Source organism: Polaromonas sp. JS666, from assembly GCF_900103405.1.
In the GTDB taxonomy this organism is placed as follows: domain Bacteria; phylum Pseudomonadota; class Gammaproteobacteria; order Burkholderiales; family Burkholderiaceae_C; genus Polaromonas.
The window spans coordinates 1-16,831 of record NZ_FNHX01000008.1 but is presented as its reverse complement, the minus strand read 5'-3'; the positions used below and the strand labels follow the sequence as shown (position 1 = coordinate 16,831).

Below are 16,831 nucleotides of genomic sequence, written 5' to 3'. Positions count from 1 at the left end.
TCGAACCCCCTGATGCAGATTCGCCGACTTGAAGCCTCCGACGCGCCGGTATACCGGGAACTGCGCCTGCGCGGCCTGCGCGAGCACCCCGACGCCTTCACCTCCAGCTTCGAGGAGGAAAACATCCGCCCGCCGGCCGACACCGAAAAGCGGCTGTCGCCCGAGTCGGACACCGTCATGTGGGGCGCTTTTGTGGACGGCACGCTGGCCGGTGTGGTCGGCATGACGCGCGAGACGCGCCTGAAAAACCGCCACAAGGCCACCCTGGTCGCGATGTACGTCGCACCCGAGTACAGCGGCCAAGGCCTGGGCCTAGCCCTGGTCAACACCGTGGTGCAGGCCGCCAAAGCCGCGGGCGTGGAGCTGCTGGTGCTAACCGTGACCGAGGGCAACAAGCAGGCCGCGGGCCTGTATGCCCGCGCCGGCTTCGCGCCCTTCGGCACAGAGCCCGACGCCATACGCGTGAACGGCGTACCGTTCGGCAAACAGCATATGTTCCTGCAGCTGCCTTCCGCCATTTGACCCTTACAGCCACTCCAAGAAGACACCCCATGAGCACCACCAACTTCTCCTTCCCCACCGCCATCCGTTTCGGCGCCGGCGCGCGCAAGCAGGTCGCCGAAACCCTGCTGGCCGCCGGCTGCAAGCGCCCGCTGATCGTGACCGACAAGGCGCTGGCCGCGCTGCCGGTGCTGGCCGAGTTCAAGGCCCACCTGGGCGGGCTGGACGTGGCCGTGTTCTCGGGCGTGTTCGGCAACCCGACCTGCAGCCAGGTCATGGACGGCGCCGCGGCCTACAAGGCCCACAAGGCCGACTGCGTGATCGGCTTCGGCGGCGGCGCGGCGCTGGACGTGGCCAAGGTGGTGGGCATTGCCGCCACGCACGAGGGCGACATCCTCGAATACGTCTGGGACCACCCCCAGGTGCGGCCCATCGTCAACGAGCTGCCCTACTTCGTGGCCCTGCCCACCACCTCGGGCACAGGCTCCGAGGTCGGCCGCTCCTCGGTCGTGAGCGAAAACGACACGCATTTGAAGCGCGTGGTCTTCAGCCCCAAGATCCTGGCCAAGGTGGTGTTCGCCGACCCGGAACTCACGCTGGGCCTGCCGCCCCATGTGACGGCCGCCACCGGCATGGACGCGCTGACCCACAACATCGAAAGCTACCTCTCGCCGGCTTACCACCCGCTGTGCGACGGCATCGCGCTCGAGGGCACGCGCATCGCGGCCCATGCCCTGCTCAAGGCCGTCAAGGAGCCTTCCAACCTGCAGGCGCGCAGCGACATGATGATGGCCTCCATGATGGGCGCCATCGCCTTCCAGAAAGACCTGGGCGCGGTGCACTCCTGCGCGCACGCGCTGGGCGCCGTCTGCGACCTGCACCACGGCCTGGCCAATGCGCTGATGATTGACACCGTACTGGCCTGGAACTACGAGTCGGCCCCCGCCAAGTTCGACGAACTCGCCCATGTCTGCGGCGTGGCCGGCGGCGGCAAAGCCCTGGTGCCCTGGCTCAAGCAGCTCAAGGAAAGCGTGGGCATCACCGGCCCGCTGTCGGCCCATGGCGTCAAGCGCGAACAGTTGCCACGCCTGGTCGAGATTGCCACGGCCGATATCTGCCACCAGACCAATCCACGGCCCTGCAAGGCGGAGGATTTCCAGCGTTTATTTGAGGCTGCATTGTGATCGCCGCCAGTCGTCTCAAAATTGGCTTGTCAGCCTGCTTCTCGCATGCCGACCCGACGCGCTCCTACTTCACCGGCAAGACGCTGCAATACGTCGAGCAGTCCATCGCGCACTGGGTCATGTCCTCGGGCGCCATGGTGGTCATGGTGCCCTGCCCCACGGGCAGCACGCAGCGCGGCGACGTGACCTATGAGCACTATGCGCAGTGGCTGGACGGCCTGGTGCTGCACGGCGGCGCCGACGTCTGGCCGGGCAGCTACGGCGAGGAGCCGCTGGACGAAAAATGGTCGGGCGACCGCATCCGCGACGAATACGACAAAGCCCTGGTGGCCGCATTTGAAAAACTCGGCAAACCGGTTTTCGGCGTCTGCCGCGGCCTGCAGCTGCTCAACGTCGCCTTCGGCGGCACGCTCTACCAGGACATCAACACCCAGGTGCCCGACGCTTTTGTGCACCGCGACGCCGCGACCTACGACCTGAACTTCCACAGCGTCAACATCGTCCAGGGCTCCAGGCTGTCGGCGCTGTACCCCGGCGTGGAGCGCGTGCGCGTCAACAGCATCCACCACCAGGGCATCAAGGACCTGTCGCCGGAGTTCGAGGCCGAGGCCTTCAGCGTGGACGACGGCATCGTCGAAGCCATACGCCGCAAGGACAAGAACAAGAGTTATATCGCCGCCACCCAATGGCACCCCGAATTCCACAAACCCGGCTCCGACACGATTGACGACGCCGCCGTGCTCGACGACTTCCTCACGGCCGTGGCCGCCGCCAAACACAAGGCAAAACAAGCATGAACACACTCGCCGTCCACAACCCCGCCACCGGCGCGCAGATCGCCGAACTGCCCGCCGACGACGCGGCCTCCGTCGCCGCCAAGGCACGCCGCGCCCGCGCGGCGCAGCCCGCCTGGGCGGCCGTGCCCATGGCCGAACGCAAGGCCTGCATCACGCGCTTTCGCGCCGGCATCGTCGCCGAGCTCGACGCGCTGGCCGCCGTCATGACACGCGAGACCGGCAAGCCGCTCAAGATGTCGCGCAATGAACTCAACGGCCTGCTGGGCCGCATCGATTTCTTCCTCGCGGAAGTCGGCGGCGCCACCGGCACGCAGACCGTGTTCAACGAGGGCGGCATGACCGAGCAGATCGAGCACACGCCGCTGGGCGTGGTCGCCAACATCTCGGCCTGGAACTACCCCTGGTTTGTGGGCGGCAATGTTTTCATCCCGGCGCTGCTCACGGGTAACGCGGTGCTCTACAAACCCTCGGAATACGCCGCGATGTCGGGCCTGGCCATGGCGCGCCTGCTGCATGCCGCCGGTGTGCCGCAGGACGTGTTCATCCCGCTGATAGGCGGCGGCGCGGTGGGCGCGGCGCTGATGGAACAAAAAATCGACGGGCTGTTTTTCACCGGCTCGCACGCCACCGGCGCCAAAATCGCGCAGGCGCTGGGCCCGCGCCTGGTCAAGCTGCAGCTCGAGCTGGGCGGCAAGGACCCGACCTATGTCAGCGAAGACGCCAACGTCAAGAACGCGGCCGAATCGCTGGCCGACGGCGCGATGTACAACACCGGCCAGAGCTGCTGCTCGGTCGAGCGCATCTATGTGCACGAGAAAATTTACGACGCCTTTGTCACCGCCTTCCTGGAAACGGTAAAAACCTTCAAGACCGGCGACCCCATGAGCGAAGACACCTATATAGGCGCGATCACGCGCGCGCCGCAGCTCGATGTGCTGGACGCCCAGGTGGCCGACGCCAAGGCCAAGGGTGCCACCCTGCTGGCCGGCGGCAAGCGCGGGGCCGGCCCGGGCAACTGGTACGAGCCCACGGTGTTCGGCAACGTCAACCACAACATGGAACTGATGCGCGAGGAAAGCTTCGGCCCCCTCATAGGCATCCAGAAGGTTTCGGGCGATGCCGAGGCCGTCAAGCTCATGAACGACACGCGCTACGGCCTGACGGCCGGCGTCTTCACACCCGACGAGGCGCGCGCCAAGGCCTTGCTGGCCCAGGTCCATGCCGGCAGCGTCTACTGGAACTGCTGCGACCGCGTGAGCCCGCGCCTGCCCTGGAGCGGTTATGGCGATTCGGGCGTGGGCCTGACGCTTTCCACCTACGGCATACAGACCTTCACGCGTCCCAAGGCCTGGCACCTTCGCCAACCTTGACCATGAAGCTGACCCTTTTCGACCTGGACCACACCGTGCTCAACGGTGACAGCGATGTGCTGTGGTGCGATTTCCTGGTCGAGAAGGGCCTGCTGGGCCGCACCGAGTTCACGGCGCGCAACGCCGACATGGCGGCGCGCTACAAGGCCGGCACCGTCGGGCTGAAAGAGTTCGCCGATTTTTATGTGGGCACGCTGGCCGGCCGCACCGTGCAGCAGTGGGAGCCACTGCGCCAGGAATTCCTGGCCGACTGGATAGTGCCGCGCATCACGCCGGCCGCCGTCGCGCTGGTCGACAAACACCTGGAGGCGGGCGACCTGGTGGTCATGACCACGGCCACCAACCGTTTCATCACCGAACTCACGGCCATCTACTTCGACATCGAACACCTGATTGCCACCGAACCCGAGATGCGCGGCGACCTGTTCACCGGCAGCACCACCGGCGTGCTCAATATGCGCGAAGGAAAGGTCGAGCGCCTGCACGCCTGGCTCACGGCGCGCGGCCTGCGCTTCAAGGACTGCAAGAGCACGGCCTACAGCGACTCCATCAACGACCTGCCGCTGCTGGAGGCCGTCAAGCACCCGGTCATGGTGAATGCCGACGCGACGCTGGCGGCCATAGGCAGCGAGCGGGGCTGGCCGGCATTGCAATTGCATTGATCTCATCGCGCGTCCGTTAACGGCCAGCAGGGTCAGGCTGTCACGGGCAGAATGGCAGCCTCATCCGGCTTGCCCCATGCACCCTCCACTTCCCATTCCCTTCCAGCGCCTGGCCTGGTCCAACCTCGCGGCCCAATCGGCCGAGCAGCTGAGCCTGGCGGCCGTGCCGCTGGTCGCGGTGCTGATGCTGGGCGCGGGGCCTGGCGAAATCGGCCTGCTCGCAGCGCTGCAGACCTTGCCTTTTTTGCTGCTGGCCATTCCCCTGGGCCTGCTGGCCGACCGGGTCTCGCGCTGCCGCCTGATGGTGGCGGCTGAAAGCCTGCGCGCGCTGTCCCTGGTAGCGCTGCTGGCCATGGTGCTGTCGGGTCAGCTCTCCATCGCGGGGCTGGCGCTGCTGGGTTTTATCGGTGCCGTGGGCACGGTCTGCTTCAATGTGGCGGCGCCGGCCCTGGTGCCGGCCATCGTGCCGCGCACGCTGCTGGCACGCGCCAACGGCCGGCTGGAGCTGGCGCGCAGCATGGCTTACGCGGGCGGGCCGGCGCTGGCCGGGGCACTGGTCGCCTGGACCGGTGCGCCCTCGGCCTTTGTGCTGGCAACCCTGTTGTCCGGCGCGGCCGTGGCCATGCTGCTGCAACTGGCCGAGCCGGCGCGCGCGCCCACCGCGAGGCGCCACGCGCTGCTCGAGATCCGCGACGGCGCGCAGTTTGTCTGGCGCCAGACCTATTTGCGGCCCATGGTGATCGCCGGCACGGTCTGGAACATCGCCTGGTTTGTGCTGCAGGCCGCTTATGTGCCTTATGCGGTGCGCGTGCTGGGCCTGACGGCGCAGGGCGTGGGCATCACGCTGGGCGCTTATGGCACCGGCATGGTGGTGGGCGCGCTGCTGTCGCCGCGCGTGGTGGCGGCCATGCCCTTTGGCCGTGCTATCCAGCTGGGACCGGCCGTCTCGGTGCTGGCCGCCGCGGCCATGGCGGCCACGCTGTTTGTTCCCAGCGGCGTGCTGGCGGGCACGGCGTTTTTCCTGTTCGGCGTCGGGCCCATTGTCTGGACCATCACCTCGACCACCTTGCGCCAGAGCGTCACGCCGCATGCCATGCTGGGCCGGGTCTCGGCCGTGTTCCTGGCCGTCAATGCCGGCTCGCGCCCCCTGGGCGCGGCGCTGGGCGGCGTGGTGGGCGCGTCCATGGGCGAAGCCGCCTGCCTGTGGCTGGCGCTGGCCGGCTTTGTGCTGCAGGCCGCGGTGATTTTTGCCTCGCAGCTGCACGCGCTGCGGCAGCTGCCCGAGCCGGCGGCCTGAGGCCGTCACTACCGGCAGCGCAACACCCCTGCTCCGGCGAACGGCAGCGTGCGAGCCCCGAGGAACGCGGCGGGTAGCATAGGCGCTTTCCCGACCGCGATGCACGCCCCACTTCCGCCCCATTTCACGCGCCTGGCCTGGGCCAACCTCGCCGCGCAGTCGGCCGAACAGCTGAGCCTGGCGGCGGTGCCGCTGGTCGCGGTGCTGATGCTGGGCGCGGGGCCCGGCGAGATAGGCCTGCTGGCGGCGCTGCAAACCCTGCCCTTCCTGCTGATGGCCATCCCGCTGGGCCTGCTGGCCGACCGCGTCTCGCGCAGCCGCCTGATGGTGGCGGCCGAAAGCCTGCGCGCGCTGTCCCTGCTGGCGCTGCTGGCCATGGTGCTGACAGGCCGGTTGTCGATTGCCGGGCTGGCGCTGCTGGGCCTGGCCGGCGCGGTGGGCACCGTCTGTTTCAGCGTGGCGGCGCCCGCGCTGGTGCCAGCCATCGTGCCGCGCACGCTGCTGGCGCGCGCCAACGGCCGGCTGGAACTGGCGCGCAGCATGGCTTACGCGGGCGGGCCGGCGCTGGCCGGGGCGCTGGTCGCCTGGGCCGGCGCGCCGGCGGCCTTTGTGCTGGCCGCGCTGCTCTCCGCATCGGCCATCAGCCTTTTGCTGCGCCTGTCGGAGCCGGCGCGCGCGCCGGCCGCGGCGCGCCATCCCCTGCTGGAGGTTCGCGACGGCGCGCAGTTTGTCTGGCGCCATCCTTTCCTGCGTCCCATGATCCTGGCGGGCATGATCTCCAACATCTCCTGGTTTGTGCTGCAGGCGGCCTATGTGCCCTACGCGGTGCGCGTGCTGGGCCTGACACCGCAGGGCGTGGGCCTCACGCTGGGCTGCTACGGCGCGGGCATGGTGGTGGGTTCGCTGCTGGCGCCGCACGTGGTGGCGGCCTTGCCCTTCGGGCGGGCCATGCAGGCCGGCCCGGCCAGCTCACTGCTGGCCGCCCTGAGCCTGGTGGCCACGCTGGCCGTGCCCAGCGGCGCGCTGGCGGCCCTGGGGTTTTTCCTGTTCGGTGCCGGCCCCATCGTCTGGAGCATCACCTCCGCCACCCTGCGCCAGAGCATCACGCCCCATGCGGCGCTGGGCCGCATTTCAGCCGTCTTCCTGACCGCCAACGCCGGCTCGCGCCCGCTGGGGGCCGCGCTGGGCGGACTGGTCGGCGCCTTATGGGGAGAGGCCGCCTGCCTGTGGCTGAGCCTGGCCGGTTTTGCGCTGCTGGCCTGCGTGGTCTTCAGTTCGCGGCTGCACGCGCTGCGGCAGCTGCCCGAGCCGGTGGGCTGAAAGGCAAGCGGCTTGCTCCGGCGCCTTATTCGGCGCTCAGGTGCTTGCCGACAATGCCGGCCAATTCAAACATCGTGACCTGCGGCTTGCCGAACACCGGCAGCAGCTTGGCGTCGGCATTGATGGCGCGCTTGTTGGCCGCGTCCTGCAGGCCCTGGGCCTTGATGTAGTCCCAGAGTTTTTTGATGACCTGGGTGCGCGCCACCGGTTCGGCGCCTATCACCGCGGCCAGCGCGTCGCTGGGCTTGAGGCCGGCGCCCGGCTTGGCGACGCGCGGCGTTTTGGGCTTGGCGGTTTTGGCGGCCGGTGTTTTCTTGGCAGCGACCTTCTTCGCGGCCGGTGCTTTCGCTGCCTTCGCCGCGACGGTCTTGCCGAAAGGCGTTTTCACCGTGCCGGTCTTGGCGGCCGCCGGCTTGCGCGGCGGGAACTTGGACGGCGCAAATTCAAAGTTCACCTTGTCAGCCTCCTTGTCCCAGGCCAGCATGGCCTTGAAGGGCCGGCGCGTGCGCATGGAGACAAACTTGTCGAGCAGGTCGGTCTTGCCGGTTTCCAGCAGCTTGTGCATCTGCTCGCGCTCTATGGGCTGCTGCAGGATGACCTGGCCGGTCTTGAAGGTGCAGCTGGGCGTCGGCTGCGCCAGTGTGGGCACCGATTTTTCGCAGACGTAATTCTTGCCGAGCTCGAACACGCGCGAGGCGCAGCGCGGGCAGGGGCCCAGCGACTGCTGGCCGGCGAAGTCGACGATCTCGCCGGTTTCAGCATTCTTGTCGTCGCCGAAATCAAACTCGAGCTTGTAGTTTTTTGTCTCTTCGTCGAACTTGATCACCATCTCGGCGGTGAAAGGCCAGCCGGCCTTGGAGCGAAAGCCGTCCAGCGGGCCGATTTTTTTGTCGCGCAGGAACTGCTCGACCTCGGCCACTTCAAAGGTGCGGCCGGCCGGCGTCTTGCCGAAGCTGAAGCCGCAGCCGTCGTCGCCGTTCTTGCCGGTGCAGGTGTAGCGCCGGTAGTTTTCCTTCATGACGCCGCCGCAGTTGGGGCAGGGCGCGGACAGCGTGGCGTAGTCGCCGGGAATCGTGTCCTTGTCATAGCCCTTGGCCTTGTTGACCAGGTTTTCCGTCATGGCGGCGATCTCGGCCATGAATTTTTCGCGGCTCAGCTTGCCGTGCTCCATCTGCGCGAGCTTGTGCTCCCACTCGCCGGTCAGCTCGGCCTTGGAGAGTTCCTCCACGCCCAGGCCGCGCAGCAGGGTCATGAGCTGGAAGGCCTTGGCCGTGGGGATCAGCTCGCGGCCTTCGCGCAGCATGTATTTCTCGGCGATCAGGCCTTCAATCGTGGCGGCGCGCGTGGCCGGCGTGCCCAGGCCTTTTTCCTGCATGGCTTCGCGCAGTTCGTCGTCGTCAATCGTCTTGCCGGCGCCTTCCATGGCGCCCAGCAGCGTGGCTTCCGAATAGCGCGCGGGCGGCCGGGTCTTCAGGCCCTTGGCCTCGACCACCTCGGCGCGCACCATCTCGCCGGGCTTGACCGGCACCAGGCTCTGGCCCTTGTCGCCGTCCTTGGCGTCGGCCACCTCGTCGGCGGCTTCCTTGCCGTAGATCGCGAGCCAGCCCGGCTTGACCAGCACCTTGCCCTCGGTCTTGAAGCTGTGGCCCACGGCCTGCGAGATGCGCGTGGTCACCAGGTACTCGGCGCTCGGGAAGAACACCGCCATGAAACGGCGCACCACCAGGTCGTAGAGTTTTTGTTCGGCTTCGCTCAGGCCGCTGGGCGCCTGCAGCGTGGGGATGATGGCGAAGTGGTCGCTGACCTTGGCGTTGTCGAAGATGCGCTTGCTGGGCTTGATGTAGCCGCCCTTGAGCGCGGTCGCCGCATGCGGCGCCAGGTGTTTCATACCGCTGTCCGCCAGCATCTCAAAGGTCTGCTTGACCACCGGCAGGTAGTCCTCGGGCAGCGCGCGCGAATCGGTACGCGGGTAGGTCAGGGCCTTGTGGCGTTCATACAGGCTTTGCGCAATCGCCAGCGTGGTCTTGGCCGAGAAGCCGAACTTGCCGTTGGCCTCGCGCTGCAAGGAGGTCAAATCAAACAGCAGGCCGGCCGCCTGCGTGGTGGGCTTGCTTTCTTCGGTCACCGTGGCGGCCTTGCCGCGCACGGCCTCGGCGATCGCCATCGCCTCGCGCTCGGACCAGACGCGGTCGGCCTTGAGCTCGGGGTCGGGCTCGGCGCCCTCGCCGTTGGCGGCATTGGCCGCGGCTTTTTTCCATTTGGGGTCGAACCACTTGGCCGGGTATTCGCCGGCCTCGGCCAGGAAGGTCGCGTGGATTTCCCAGTAATCGCGGCTCACGAACTTGCGGATTTTCTCCTCGCGCTCCACCACCACCGACAGCGTCGGCGTCTGCACGCGGCCCACGGTGGTCAAAAAGAAACCGCCGTCGCGCGAATTGAAGGCCGTCATGGCGCGTGTGCCGTTGATGCCGACCATCCAGTCGGCTTCCGAGCGGGACCGCGCCGCGTCGGCCAGGCCCTGCATCTGCTTTTCGCTGCGCAGGCTGTCAAAGCCCTCGCGGATTGCGGCCGGCGTCATGGACTGCAGCCACAGGCGCTTGACCGGCAGCTTGCTGCCCGCGTATTGCTGGATCAGCCGGAAGATCAGCTCGCCCTCGCGGCCCGCGTCGCAGGCGTTGACCAGCGCGCCCACGTCCTTGCGCTTGGCCAGCTTGACGATGGCGTTGAGCCGCGTCTTGGTCTTGTCGATGGGCTTGAGGTCAAAGTAGGGCGGGATCACCGGCAGGTTGGCAAAACTCCATTTGCCGCGCTTGACGTCGAACTCCTCAGGCGCCTGGATCTCGACCAGGTGGCCCACGGCCGAGGTCACCAGCCATTCATCGCTTTCAAAGTACTCGTCGTGCTTTTCAAATTTGCCCGCCGTGGACGTGATCGCCCGCACAATGTCTTGCGCGACCGATGGTTTTTCTGCAATCACCAGGGTTTTCATAAGTACTTCTTCAAACCTTCTACATCTTCGGGGAACATTTCCCCGCTTTCCGCGAATACGACTTTGCCTTCACGGCCGTCCGCCGACACCTTGAGCACCACCACCACGGGCAGGCCAGCCGGCTTGGGCAGGCGCTTGGCGACTTCCGGCGTCAGCATCCCGGCGGGGAAACTGTAGCCCTTGGCCTTCATATAGGCCGCGGCAGCGGCCGGCTGCTTGTCGATGGACAGCGCCAGCACCTCCAGCCCCTTGGCCTTCTGAGCCCGCCACAGCGCTTCTATATGGGGCGATTGCACCGCGCAAAAAGGGCACCAGCTGGCCCACCAGTACACCACAAGCGTCTTTCCGCCCACATCGGCGGGCTTCCAGGCGCTGCCGTCCAGCAGCGCCACGGCCGGCAAAGCCAGGCTGCTGCCGACCTTGGGCAGGGGGCTTTCCCCGTTCTTGGCCCACGCCGGCAGGCCCGACCCGGCCATCAGGGCGGCGGTCGTCTTCAGCAGGTTTCGGCGCTTGAACATGAGGGGCTCCAGGGGTGCGTCACGATGCATCACTACAATAGCGGCTTCTCGCGCATGTACGCGCGCGGGTGCGCACGCATACGCGCGCACGCGCACATGCATGAATTAACCATACCAAAAAAATATCCCGTGTCAAAAAACCAGGCCAACGCGCCCATCGCGCCCCTTTCTTCCATGCCCCCCGCGCCGGCGCCCGCCGCCGACGGCCGGCGTATCCAGACACGGCGCTCCGGCGTGCACGGCAAGGGCGTTTTCGCCGTGCAGGACCTGGCCGAGGGCGAGACCCTGATCGAATACGTGGGCGAGGTCATCAACTGGAAGGAAGCGCTGCGCCGCCACCCGCACGATCCCAAGGACCCGAACCACACCTTCTACTTCCACATCGACGAAGACCATGTGATTGACGCCAAGCACGGCGGCAACTCCTCGCGCTGGATCAACCACAGCTGCAAGCCCAACTGCGAAGCCGACGAGGATGAGGGCCGGGTCTTCATCAAGGCGCTGCGCAACATCAAGGCCGGCGAAGAGCTGTTCTACGACTACGGCCTGATCATCGACGCGCCCTACACCAAGAAACTGCTGGCCGAATACCCCTGCTGGTGCGGCGCCAAGAACTGCCGCGGCACCTTGCTGGCGCCCAAGGACGAGGACAAGAAAAAAACCAAGGGCAAGAAAAAGTCCACCAAGAAGTCCGACAAAAAGGCTGACAAAAAGGCCGAGGCCAAAGCCGACAAGAAGAAGTCGGAAAAAAAGGCTGACAAGAAAGCCGACAAAAAGCCCAAGAAGAAAAAGAAGGACTGAGCCGGTCTTTCAGCAGCCCCAGGGCCGGCCAGACCCTCCCTGAGCTTTCATGAGCACCCCCTCACCAACCCCCTTACGCTGGCCCGCCGAAGCCCTCTGGGAGGCCCTGGCGCCCTCGCTGCCCGGCTTCACGGTGGAAGTGCTGCCCGAGATCGACTCCAGCAACACCGAGCTCATGCGCCGCTTCCGCGGCAGCCCCACGGTAGAACCCCGTCCCGAGCCATTGCTGCTCGTCGCCGAGCAGCAGACCGCCGGGCGCGGCCGCCTGGGCCGCCAGTGGCAAAGCCGGCGCGGCGACAGCCTGACCTTTTCGCTGGGCCTGCCGCTGGCGCCCACCGACTGGTCGGGCCTGTCGCTGGTGGCCGGTGTCAGCGTGGCCGACAGCCTGGAGCCCCTGGCGCCCGGCGGCAAGCCGCGCATAGGCCTTAAATGGCCCAACGACCTCTGGCTGTCCACGCCCCAGGGCGAGCGCAAGCTGGCCGGCATCCTGGTCGAGACCGCGAGCTGGGAAGGCATCCGTTATGTGGTCATCGGCATAGGCATCAACATCCGCGCCGTGGCGCTGGATACCGCGGCCCCGGCGGCGGCCCTGCCCGCCGTCCCGCCCGGCGGCCTGCAGGAACTGCTGCCCGAACTCGACGCGCCGGCCACGCTGCTGCGCATCATCCCGCCGCTGGTGCAGGCGGTGCAGGCCTTTGAGCGCTTCGGTTTCGCGCCCTTCCAGGCGCGTTTCGCGGCGCGCGACGTGCTCGCGGGCCGGGCCGTGCAGCTGTCCGACGGCACCACCGGCACGGCCCACGGCGCCGCCGAAAACGGCGCGCTGCTGGTGCATACTGCGGCTGGCATGAAAGAAATCACCAGTTCCGAAGTCAGCGTGCGGCCCGTGGCGGCCCACAACCCGCAAGGCGCGCGCCCATGCTGAGGCTGCTGGTGCTGGCCCTGCTGCTGGCCAATGCCGGCTACTTCGCCTGGACCCACGGCCTGCTGGCCGACTACGGTTTTGCCCCGGCCGTCCAGGCCGAGCCGCAGCGCCTGGCCCAGCAGATCCGGCCCGAGGCCATGCGGCTGCTCACAAGCGCCGAGGCGCGCCAGATCGAAAACGAACCAAGCCCCGCGCCCGCGGCGCAGGCCGCCCCCGAATGCCTGCAGGCCGGCCTCTTCAACCCCGAGCAAAGCAGCGCGCTGCGCGCCGGCCTGGAAAGCAGCTTCCCCATCGGCAGCTGGACGCTGGAAAGCAGCGTGGAGCCGGGCCGCTGGATCGTCTACATGGGCAAGTACAACAGCGAGGACGCCCTCAACAAAAAACGCAGCGAGTTGCGCGGCCTGGGCGTGTCCTTTGAAGCCCTGGTCAATCCCGCGCTGGGGCCCGGCCTCTCACTGGGCCACTACACCTCCCAGGCGGAAGCCGAACGCGAGCTGGCCAAGGCCGCCACGCGCGGCGTGCGCACCGCCAAGGTGGTGCTGGAGCGGCCCGAGTCGCGCGGCCAGCTGCTCAAGCTGCCCGCCGCCGATGCGGCGCTCAAGGCCAAGCTGGAAGCGCTCAAGCCGCAGCTGGCAGGCAAGCCGTTGCAGGCTTGTCAGTAAAACGCTTAGACAGCCTTCCACGCCCTGAGCGGCACACAGGTCTGCAAGCGCGTCACCGCCTGGTCCATCAGCGCCGGATGCAGCTCATGGCCCAGCGAGCGGGCCACGTCCAGGGTCGCGTCGGCGCCCAGCTCCATCAGGTGGTCAAAGTCGCTGCGTGTGCGCGCCAGCGGCACGACCTCGTCGTTCTGGCCGTGCAGCAAATGCAGGGTGGTCAGCGCGGGCGCGCGGGCCGGCCAGACCTGGTAGCCGCCGCCAAAAGACAACAATCGCCCCGCCAGGCCGTCATGCGCATCGCTGAGCGCCAGCGCCAGGCTTGCGCCCGCGCCAAAGCCGGCCAGCGCGGTGTCCGACTGCAAGACCTCAAAGCGTTGCTGCTGCGCGCGCAAATAGGCGGCCAATGCCTCCACGCGCCCGGCCAGGGCCGCCGCATCGTCCAGCCCGGCCGCGGCGGCGCCGGCCGCATCGGCATGCGGGCCCGTCAGGCCTTCGGGGATCAGCACGGCGGCCTCGGGAAAAGCACCGCCCAGCAGGTTGCCCAGCTCCAGCATGTCGGCGGCCGAGCCGCCCGCGTCGTGCAGCAGCACAAACAGCTGGCGCGGCGTGGCGCCGGCGGGCAGCAGTTCTATGGTGACGGTGTCCAGGGGGTTCATGGCGGAGCGGGGCGGTTAGAGGGATCGAAATGGGCTGAAAAAACGCACTTGGGGCCTGTGCGGCGGCTTTCAACCACTTTAGCCGAGCCCGCTATGCCGGGGCTGTTTCACCGCTGTGCGCGTCCTGCATCACCAGCGAGGCATGCAGGCCTATGCCGGCCGCCACACCACTCGCGCAGGCAAATGTGATGCTGTGCGGCACGCGGGCCATGTCGCCACCCGCATAGACACCGGCCACGCTGGTCTGGCCCCAGGCATCGACGCGCACCACGGGCCCCATGGGCGTGTCGTCAAAGGCGCAGCCCAGCGCCGCGGCCAGCGGGCTGGCCATGCGCACCTGGGCGCCCACCAGCAGCGCCTTGAGCGGCAGCCGGCGGCCGTCCTGCAGCAACACACCGTCCAGCGCGGGCGCGGCCCCCAGCAGTTCGGTGATGGGCAAAGCCTCGACCTTCACCTTGCGCGCCGCCAGCGACCCCCTGTCTTCGGGCGACAGCTGCACCACGCCCTGGGTGAACAGCGTCACCTCGCCCCAGTCGGCAAACAGCAGCGCCTGGTGCACCGACATGGGCCCGGCGCCCAGCACGCCGACCGCGCCACCGCCAATCTCGTAACCATGGCAATACGGGCAGTGCACCACGGTCTTGCCCCAGCGTTCCTGCAGCCCGGGGATTTCGGGCAACACGTCGGCCACGCCGGTGGCCAGCAGCAGGCGGCGACCGGTGAACCAGCGCATGCCCTCATCGGCCTCCACCACAAAGCCGGCTTCGCCGCTGTCCACGCGGCTCACGCGGCCGCTGAAGAGCTGCACCGTCGGGTAGGCCTGCAGCTGCTGCCTGGCCTCGGCCAGGACCTGCTCGCCCGGCTTGCCGTCGTGGCCCAGCACGCCGTGCGATTCGGCGGCAAAACGGTTGCGCGGCAGGCCGGCGTCTATCACCAGCACCTGCCGCCTGGCGCGCGCCAGCTGCAGCGCGGCGGACAGGCCGGCAAAGCTGCCGCCCACAATGATGGCGTCATGCAGCATGGTGGCCCTCCGGCGATAGATGGCGCGCCGCATGGGCGGCCATGGCGCGGTTGAAGTCGGCCGACAGGTCGGCCAGCGTGACCTCGCCCAGGCGCTTCATCAGCAAGGCCTCGGCCTCGCGCAGGCTGCCGGCCAGCGCGCGCTGCACCGACTGCTCGATGACGCAGCCGTCGGCATGCGGGCCGTCGCCATCCGCCGCAGCGCCGGCATCGCCGACAGCCATCTGCACATCCAGCAAGGTGACCGAAGCCAGGTCGCGCGCCAGCACCCAGCCGCCGCCGTGGCCGCGCTCGGACACCACAAAACCGGCCTCGCGCAGGCCGGCCATGGTGCGGCGCACCACCACCGCATGCGTGCGCAGGCAGGCCGCGAGTTCCTCCGACGTCATGGGCCCGCCGCGGTGGGCCATGTGCAGCAGGGCATGCAGCACGGCCGAAAGCCGGCCCTTGGATTTCATGTAACTTATCATGTTGCATGATTCTAGAGATACCGCCGCGGCCCGCCGGCCGGGCCGCCCCAAAGCCCCACGCGGCCTGGGGCCAATGCCGCCGAATCCGCTGCCGTCCGGCCCGCCGGCGCCGGCTGGGCGAAAATCAGCGCTTTTATGTACGGGACATGCATCCCGGATACCCCGGAAAAACACCATGAAAATCGCAAAAGACACCGCCGTCACACTTAGCTACAAGGTGGCGGACGCCCAGGGCAAGCTGGTTGAGCAAAGCAACGCGCCCATGGTTTACCTGCACGGCGGCTACGGCAACACCCTGCCCAAGATCGAGGAAGCGCTGGACGGCAAGGAGCCGGGCTTTCAGACCGTGCTGGCGCTGGAGCCGCAGGACGCTTTTGGCCTGCGCGACGAAAGCCTGGTGCAGACCATCCCGCGCACGCAGTTCCCGCCCGGGGTCAAGGTCGGCGGCCAGCTCGAGGGCCGCGGCGAAGACGGCCGCCGGCATGTCTTCAATGTCACCAAGATCAAGGGCGACATCGTCATGCTGGACGGCAACCACCCGCTGGCCGGCAAGGCCCTGCGTTTTACCCTCAAGGTGACCGACGTGCGCGCCGCCTCCGAAGAGGAAATCGCCCACCGCCACGTCCACGGCGAGCACGGCCACCACCACTGATATTTACAAATCGCCACTGGTCGCCGCCGGGCGACCGGCCGGCGGATGGCGGCCGGTAATATTGCCCGCGTTACCCGTAGTTACGGCTAAAAGACGGCCGTTGTCCTAAAGTGGGACTCAGCCTACACATCCCGAAGGAGCCCGACGACAGGTGGGGCACGGGATGACGGCTAACTTCATGGATTAACTTCGGGGGCTCCATGGTCATCAACGCGTTTCTTGTCGAAGACAAGCCGGACATACGCAACACCTTGGTTGAAGCCATGGAAGAAATCGCGCCGCTGCGTTTTGTCGGCCACGCCGATTCCGAGACAGGCGCGCGCCTGTGGCTACACGACCATGAAGACTGGGACCTGGCCATCGTCGACCTGTTCCTCACCGAAGGCTCAGGCTTCGGCGTGCTCAAGGACTGCCAGCGCCGCAAACCCAGCCAGAAAGTCGTGGTGCTGACCAGCCACAACCAGGAGAATCTCTTGCTGCGTTGCCGTGAGTTAGGCGCGGATGAGATTTTTGACAAGTCGCATGATGTGGAGAAGTTGGTGCGGTTCTGTCAACGTCACGCGGATAGTCTTGACGGGGTTTTGCCCCCGACACAGTAGCCGGGGCTTGCTCCAGCGGGGCGCTCCCCTCTGACTCCTGCTGGCCGGGGTTGCCCGGCGGCAAGTAACTTTCTTTTGCTTCGCCAAAAGAAAGTCACCAAAGAAAAGGCGACCCTGGTTGCTGCGTCCCTCCGCTTCGCTGCGGGCAACCTGCGGTGCTCGGTTCAGGCGGGGTCTCGCTAAACTCGCTTCGCTCAAACAACGCGATCCCTTATCCGCCTGAACCTCCGCTCCTCGGCGCATCCACAAGGGGTGGGAGAAAAATACCAATACCGAAAACCACAAGGACACGCCATGGCGTGTCCTTGTTTTGTATTGGGGTTCTGTATTTGGTGTTTGGTATTTCGGACTTCCCCGTCCTGGCTGGGCCGAGCAGCGCAGACGGAGGAGGGATAAGGGCTGGCGTTGTTTGAG

Annotated in this window: 17 protein-coding genes; 12 read left to right on the top strand and 5 right to left on the bottom strand. The window is 67.2% G+C overall.

All coding sequences use genetic code 11. The features are described 5' to 3' along the window. Positions 1–12 precede the first annotated feature (12 nt). The 7 genes from BLQ85_RS18110 to BLQ85_RS18080 all read left to right on the top strand — a co-directional run bounded on the left by BLQ85_RS18110 (position 13) and on the right by BLQ85_RS18080 (position 7,131). On the top strand, positions 13–522 hold the full coding sequence (locus BLQ85_RS18110; RefSeq protein WP_074578953.1) for a GNAT family N-acetyltransferase: 510 nt from the start codon (positions 13–15) through the stop codon (positions 520–522). A gap of 29 nt (positions 523–551) precedes the next feature. Next, positions 552–1,685 (top strand): iron-containing alcohol dehydrogenase, encoded by a 1,134-nt coding sequence (locus BLQ85_RS18105; protein WP_074578951.1) that lies wholly within the window; start codon positions 552–554, stop codon positions 1,683–1,685. Further along, complete coding sequence (locus tag BLQ85_RS18100; protein WP_074578950.1) at positions 1,682–2,482, top strand: gamma-glutamyl-gamma-aminobutyrate hydrolase family protein; 801 nt, start codon at positions 1,682–1,684, stop codon at positions 2,480–2,482. Before BLQ85_RS18105 ends, BLQ85_RS18100 begins: the two co-directional genes overlap by 4 nt. Further along, complete coding sequence (locus BLQ85_RS18095; protein WP_074578949.1) at positions 2,479–3,852, top strand: aldehyde dehydrogenase family protein; 1,374 nt, start codon at positions 2,479–2,481, stop codon at positions 3,850–3,852. Before BLQ85_RS18100 ends, BLQ85_RS18095 begins: the two co-directional genes overlap by 4 nt. Before the next feature lie 2 nt (positions 3,853–3,854). Beyond that, on the top strand, positions 3,855–4,514 hold the full coding sequence (locus BLQ85_RS18090) for an HAD family hydrolase (protein WP_074578947.1): 660 nt from the start codon (positions 3,855–3,857) through the stop codon (positions 4,512–4,514). 76 nt (positions 4,515–4,590) lie between these two features. Next, complete coding sequence (locus tag BLQ85_RS18085) at positions 4,591–5,811, top strand: MFS transporter (RefSeq protein WP_074578945.1); 1,221 nt, start codon at positions 4,591–4,593, stop codon at positions 5,809–5,811. A 99-nt stretch (positions 5,812–5,910) separates the two neighbouring features. Beyond that, the gene (locus tag BLQ85_RS18080; RefSeq protein WP_074578943.1) at positions 5,911–7,131 is read left to right on the top strand and encodes an MFS transporter; all 1,221 of its coding nucleotides are present in this window, start codon (positions 5,911–5,913) and stop codon (positions 7,129–7,131) included. 25 nt (positions 7,132–7,156) lie between these two features. Here the strand turns inward: BLQ85_RS18080 and BLQ85_RS18075 are convergent, their stop codons facing one another. Both BLQ85_RS18075 and BLQ85_RS18070 read right to left on the bottom strand, forming a co-directional pair. Next, positions 7,157–10,120 (bottom strand): DNA topoisomerase III, encoded by a 2,964-nt coding sequence (locus BLQ85_RS18075; RefSeq protein ID WP_074578941.1) that lies wholly within the window; start codon positions 10,118–10,120, stop codon positions 7,157–7,159. Continuing rightward, positions 10,117–10,638 carry a TlpA family protein disulfide reductase gene (locus tag BLQ85_RS18070; protein WP_074578938.1) on the bottom strand — a complete coding sequence of 174 codons (522 nt, stop codon included), beginning with the start codon at positions 10,636–10,638 and terminating at the stop codon, positions 10,117–10,119. Before BLQ85_RS18070 ends, BLQ85_RS18075 begins: the two co-directional genes overlap by 4 nt. A gap of 174 nt (positions 10,639–10,812) precedes the next feature. Here BLQ85_RS18070 and BLQ85_RS18065 point away from each other — a divergent pair, with 174 nt between their 5' ends. Genes BLQ85_RS18065 through BLQ85_RS18055 form a run of 3 tightly spaced genes read left to right on the top strand, consistent with a single transcriptional unit; the run spans position 10,813 to position 13,023 of the window. Next, a complete protein-coding gene (locus tag BLQ85_RS18065; protein ID WP_074579176.1) occupies positions 10,813–11,439 on the top strand; it encodes an SET domain-containing protein in 627 nt (208 codons plus the stop codon). A 49-nt stretch (positions 11,440–11,488) separates the two neighbouring features. Further along, the gene (locus tag BLQ85_RS18060; protein ID WP_074578936.1) at positions 11,489–12,361 is read left to right on the top strand and encodes a biotin--[acetyl-CoA-carboxylase] ligase; all 873 of its coding nucleotides are present in this window, start codon (positions 11,489–11,491) and stop codon (positions 12,359–12,361) included. Further along, positions 12,355–13,023, top strand: coding sequence for an SPOR domain-containing protein (locus BLQ85_RS18055; RefSeq protein WP_074578934.1), 669 nt, complete (start codon positions 12,355–12,357; stop codon positions 13,021–13,023). The genes BLQ85_RS18060 and BLQ85_RS18055 overlap by 7 nt, the downstream gene beginning before the upstream one ends. Positions 13,024–13,028: 5 nt before the next feature. On the opposite strand, the gene ypfH is transcribed toward BLQ85_RS18055, so the two are convergent. The 3 genes from ypfH to BLQ85_RS18040 all read right to left on the bottom strand — a co-directional run bounded on the left by ypfH (position 13,029) and on the right by BLQ85_RS18040 (position 15,154). Then, positions 13,029–13,676: an esterase gene (gene ypfH / locus BLQ85_RS18050; protein ID WP_074578932.1), complete on the bottom strand. Its 648-nt coding sequence runs from the start codon at positions 13,674–13,676 to the stop codon at positions 13,029–13,031. A gap of 91 nt (positions 13,677–13,767) precedes the next feature. Then, entirely contained in the window at positions 13,768–14,697 is a 930-nt protein-coding gene (locus BLQ85_RS18045; RefSeq protein WP_074578930.1) for an NAD(P)/FAD-dependent oxidoreductase, read from the bottom strand. Beyond that, a complete protein-coding gene (locus BLQ85_RS18040; RefSeq protein WP_074578929.1) occupies positions 14,687–15,154 on the bottom strand; it encodes an Rrf2 family transcriptional regulator in 468 nt (155 codons plus the stop codon). Before BLQ85_RS18040 ends, BLQ85_RS18045 begins: the two co-directional genes overlap by 11 nt. 187 nt (positions 15,155–15,341) lie before the next feature. Between BLQ85_RS18040 and BLQ85_RS18035 the strand changes: the two genes are divergently transcribed. Both BLQ85_RS18035 and BLQ85_RS18030 read left to right on the top strand, forming a co-directional pair. After that, positions 15,342–15,818: an FKBP-type peptidyl-prolyl cis-trans isomerase gene (locus tag BLQ85_RS18035; RefSeq protein WP_007870363.1), complete on the top strand. Its 477-nt coding sequence runs from the start codon at positions 15,342–15,344 to the stop codon at positions 15,816–15,818. A 200-nt stretch (positions 15,819–16,018) separates the two neighbouring features. Beyond that, positions 16,019–16,417, top strand: coding sequence for a response regulator (locus BLQ85_RS18030; protein ID WP_074578927.1), 399 nt, complete (start codon positions 16,019–16,021; stop codon positions 16,415–16,417). Positions 16,418–16,831 lie beyond the last annotated feature (414 nt).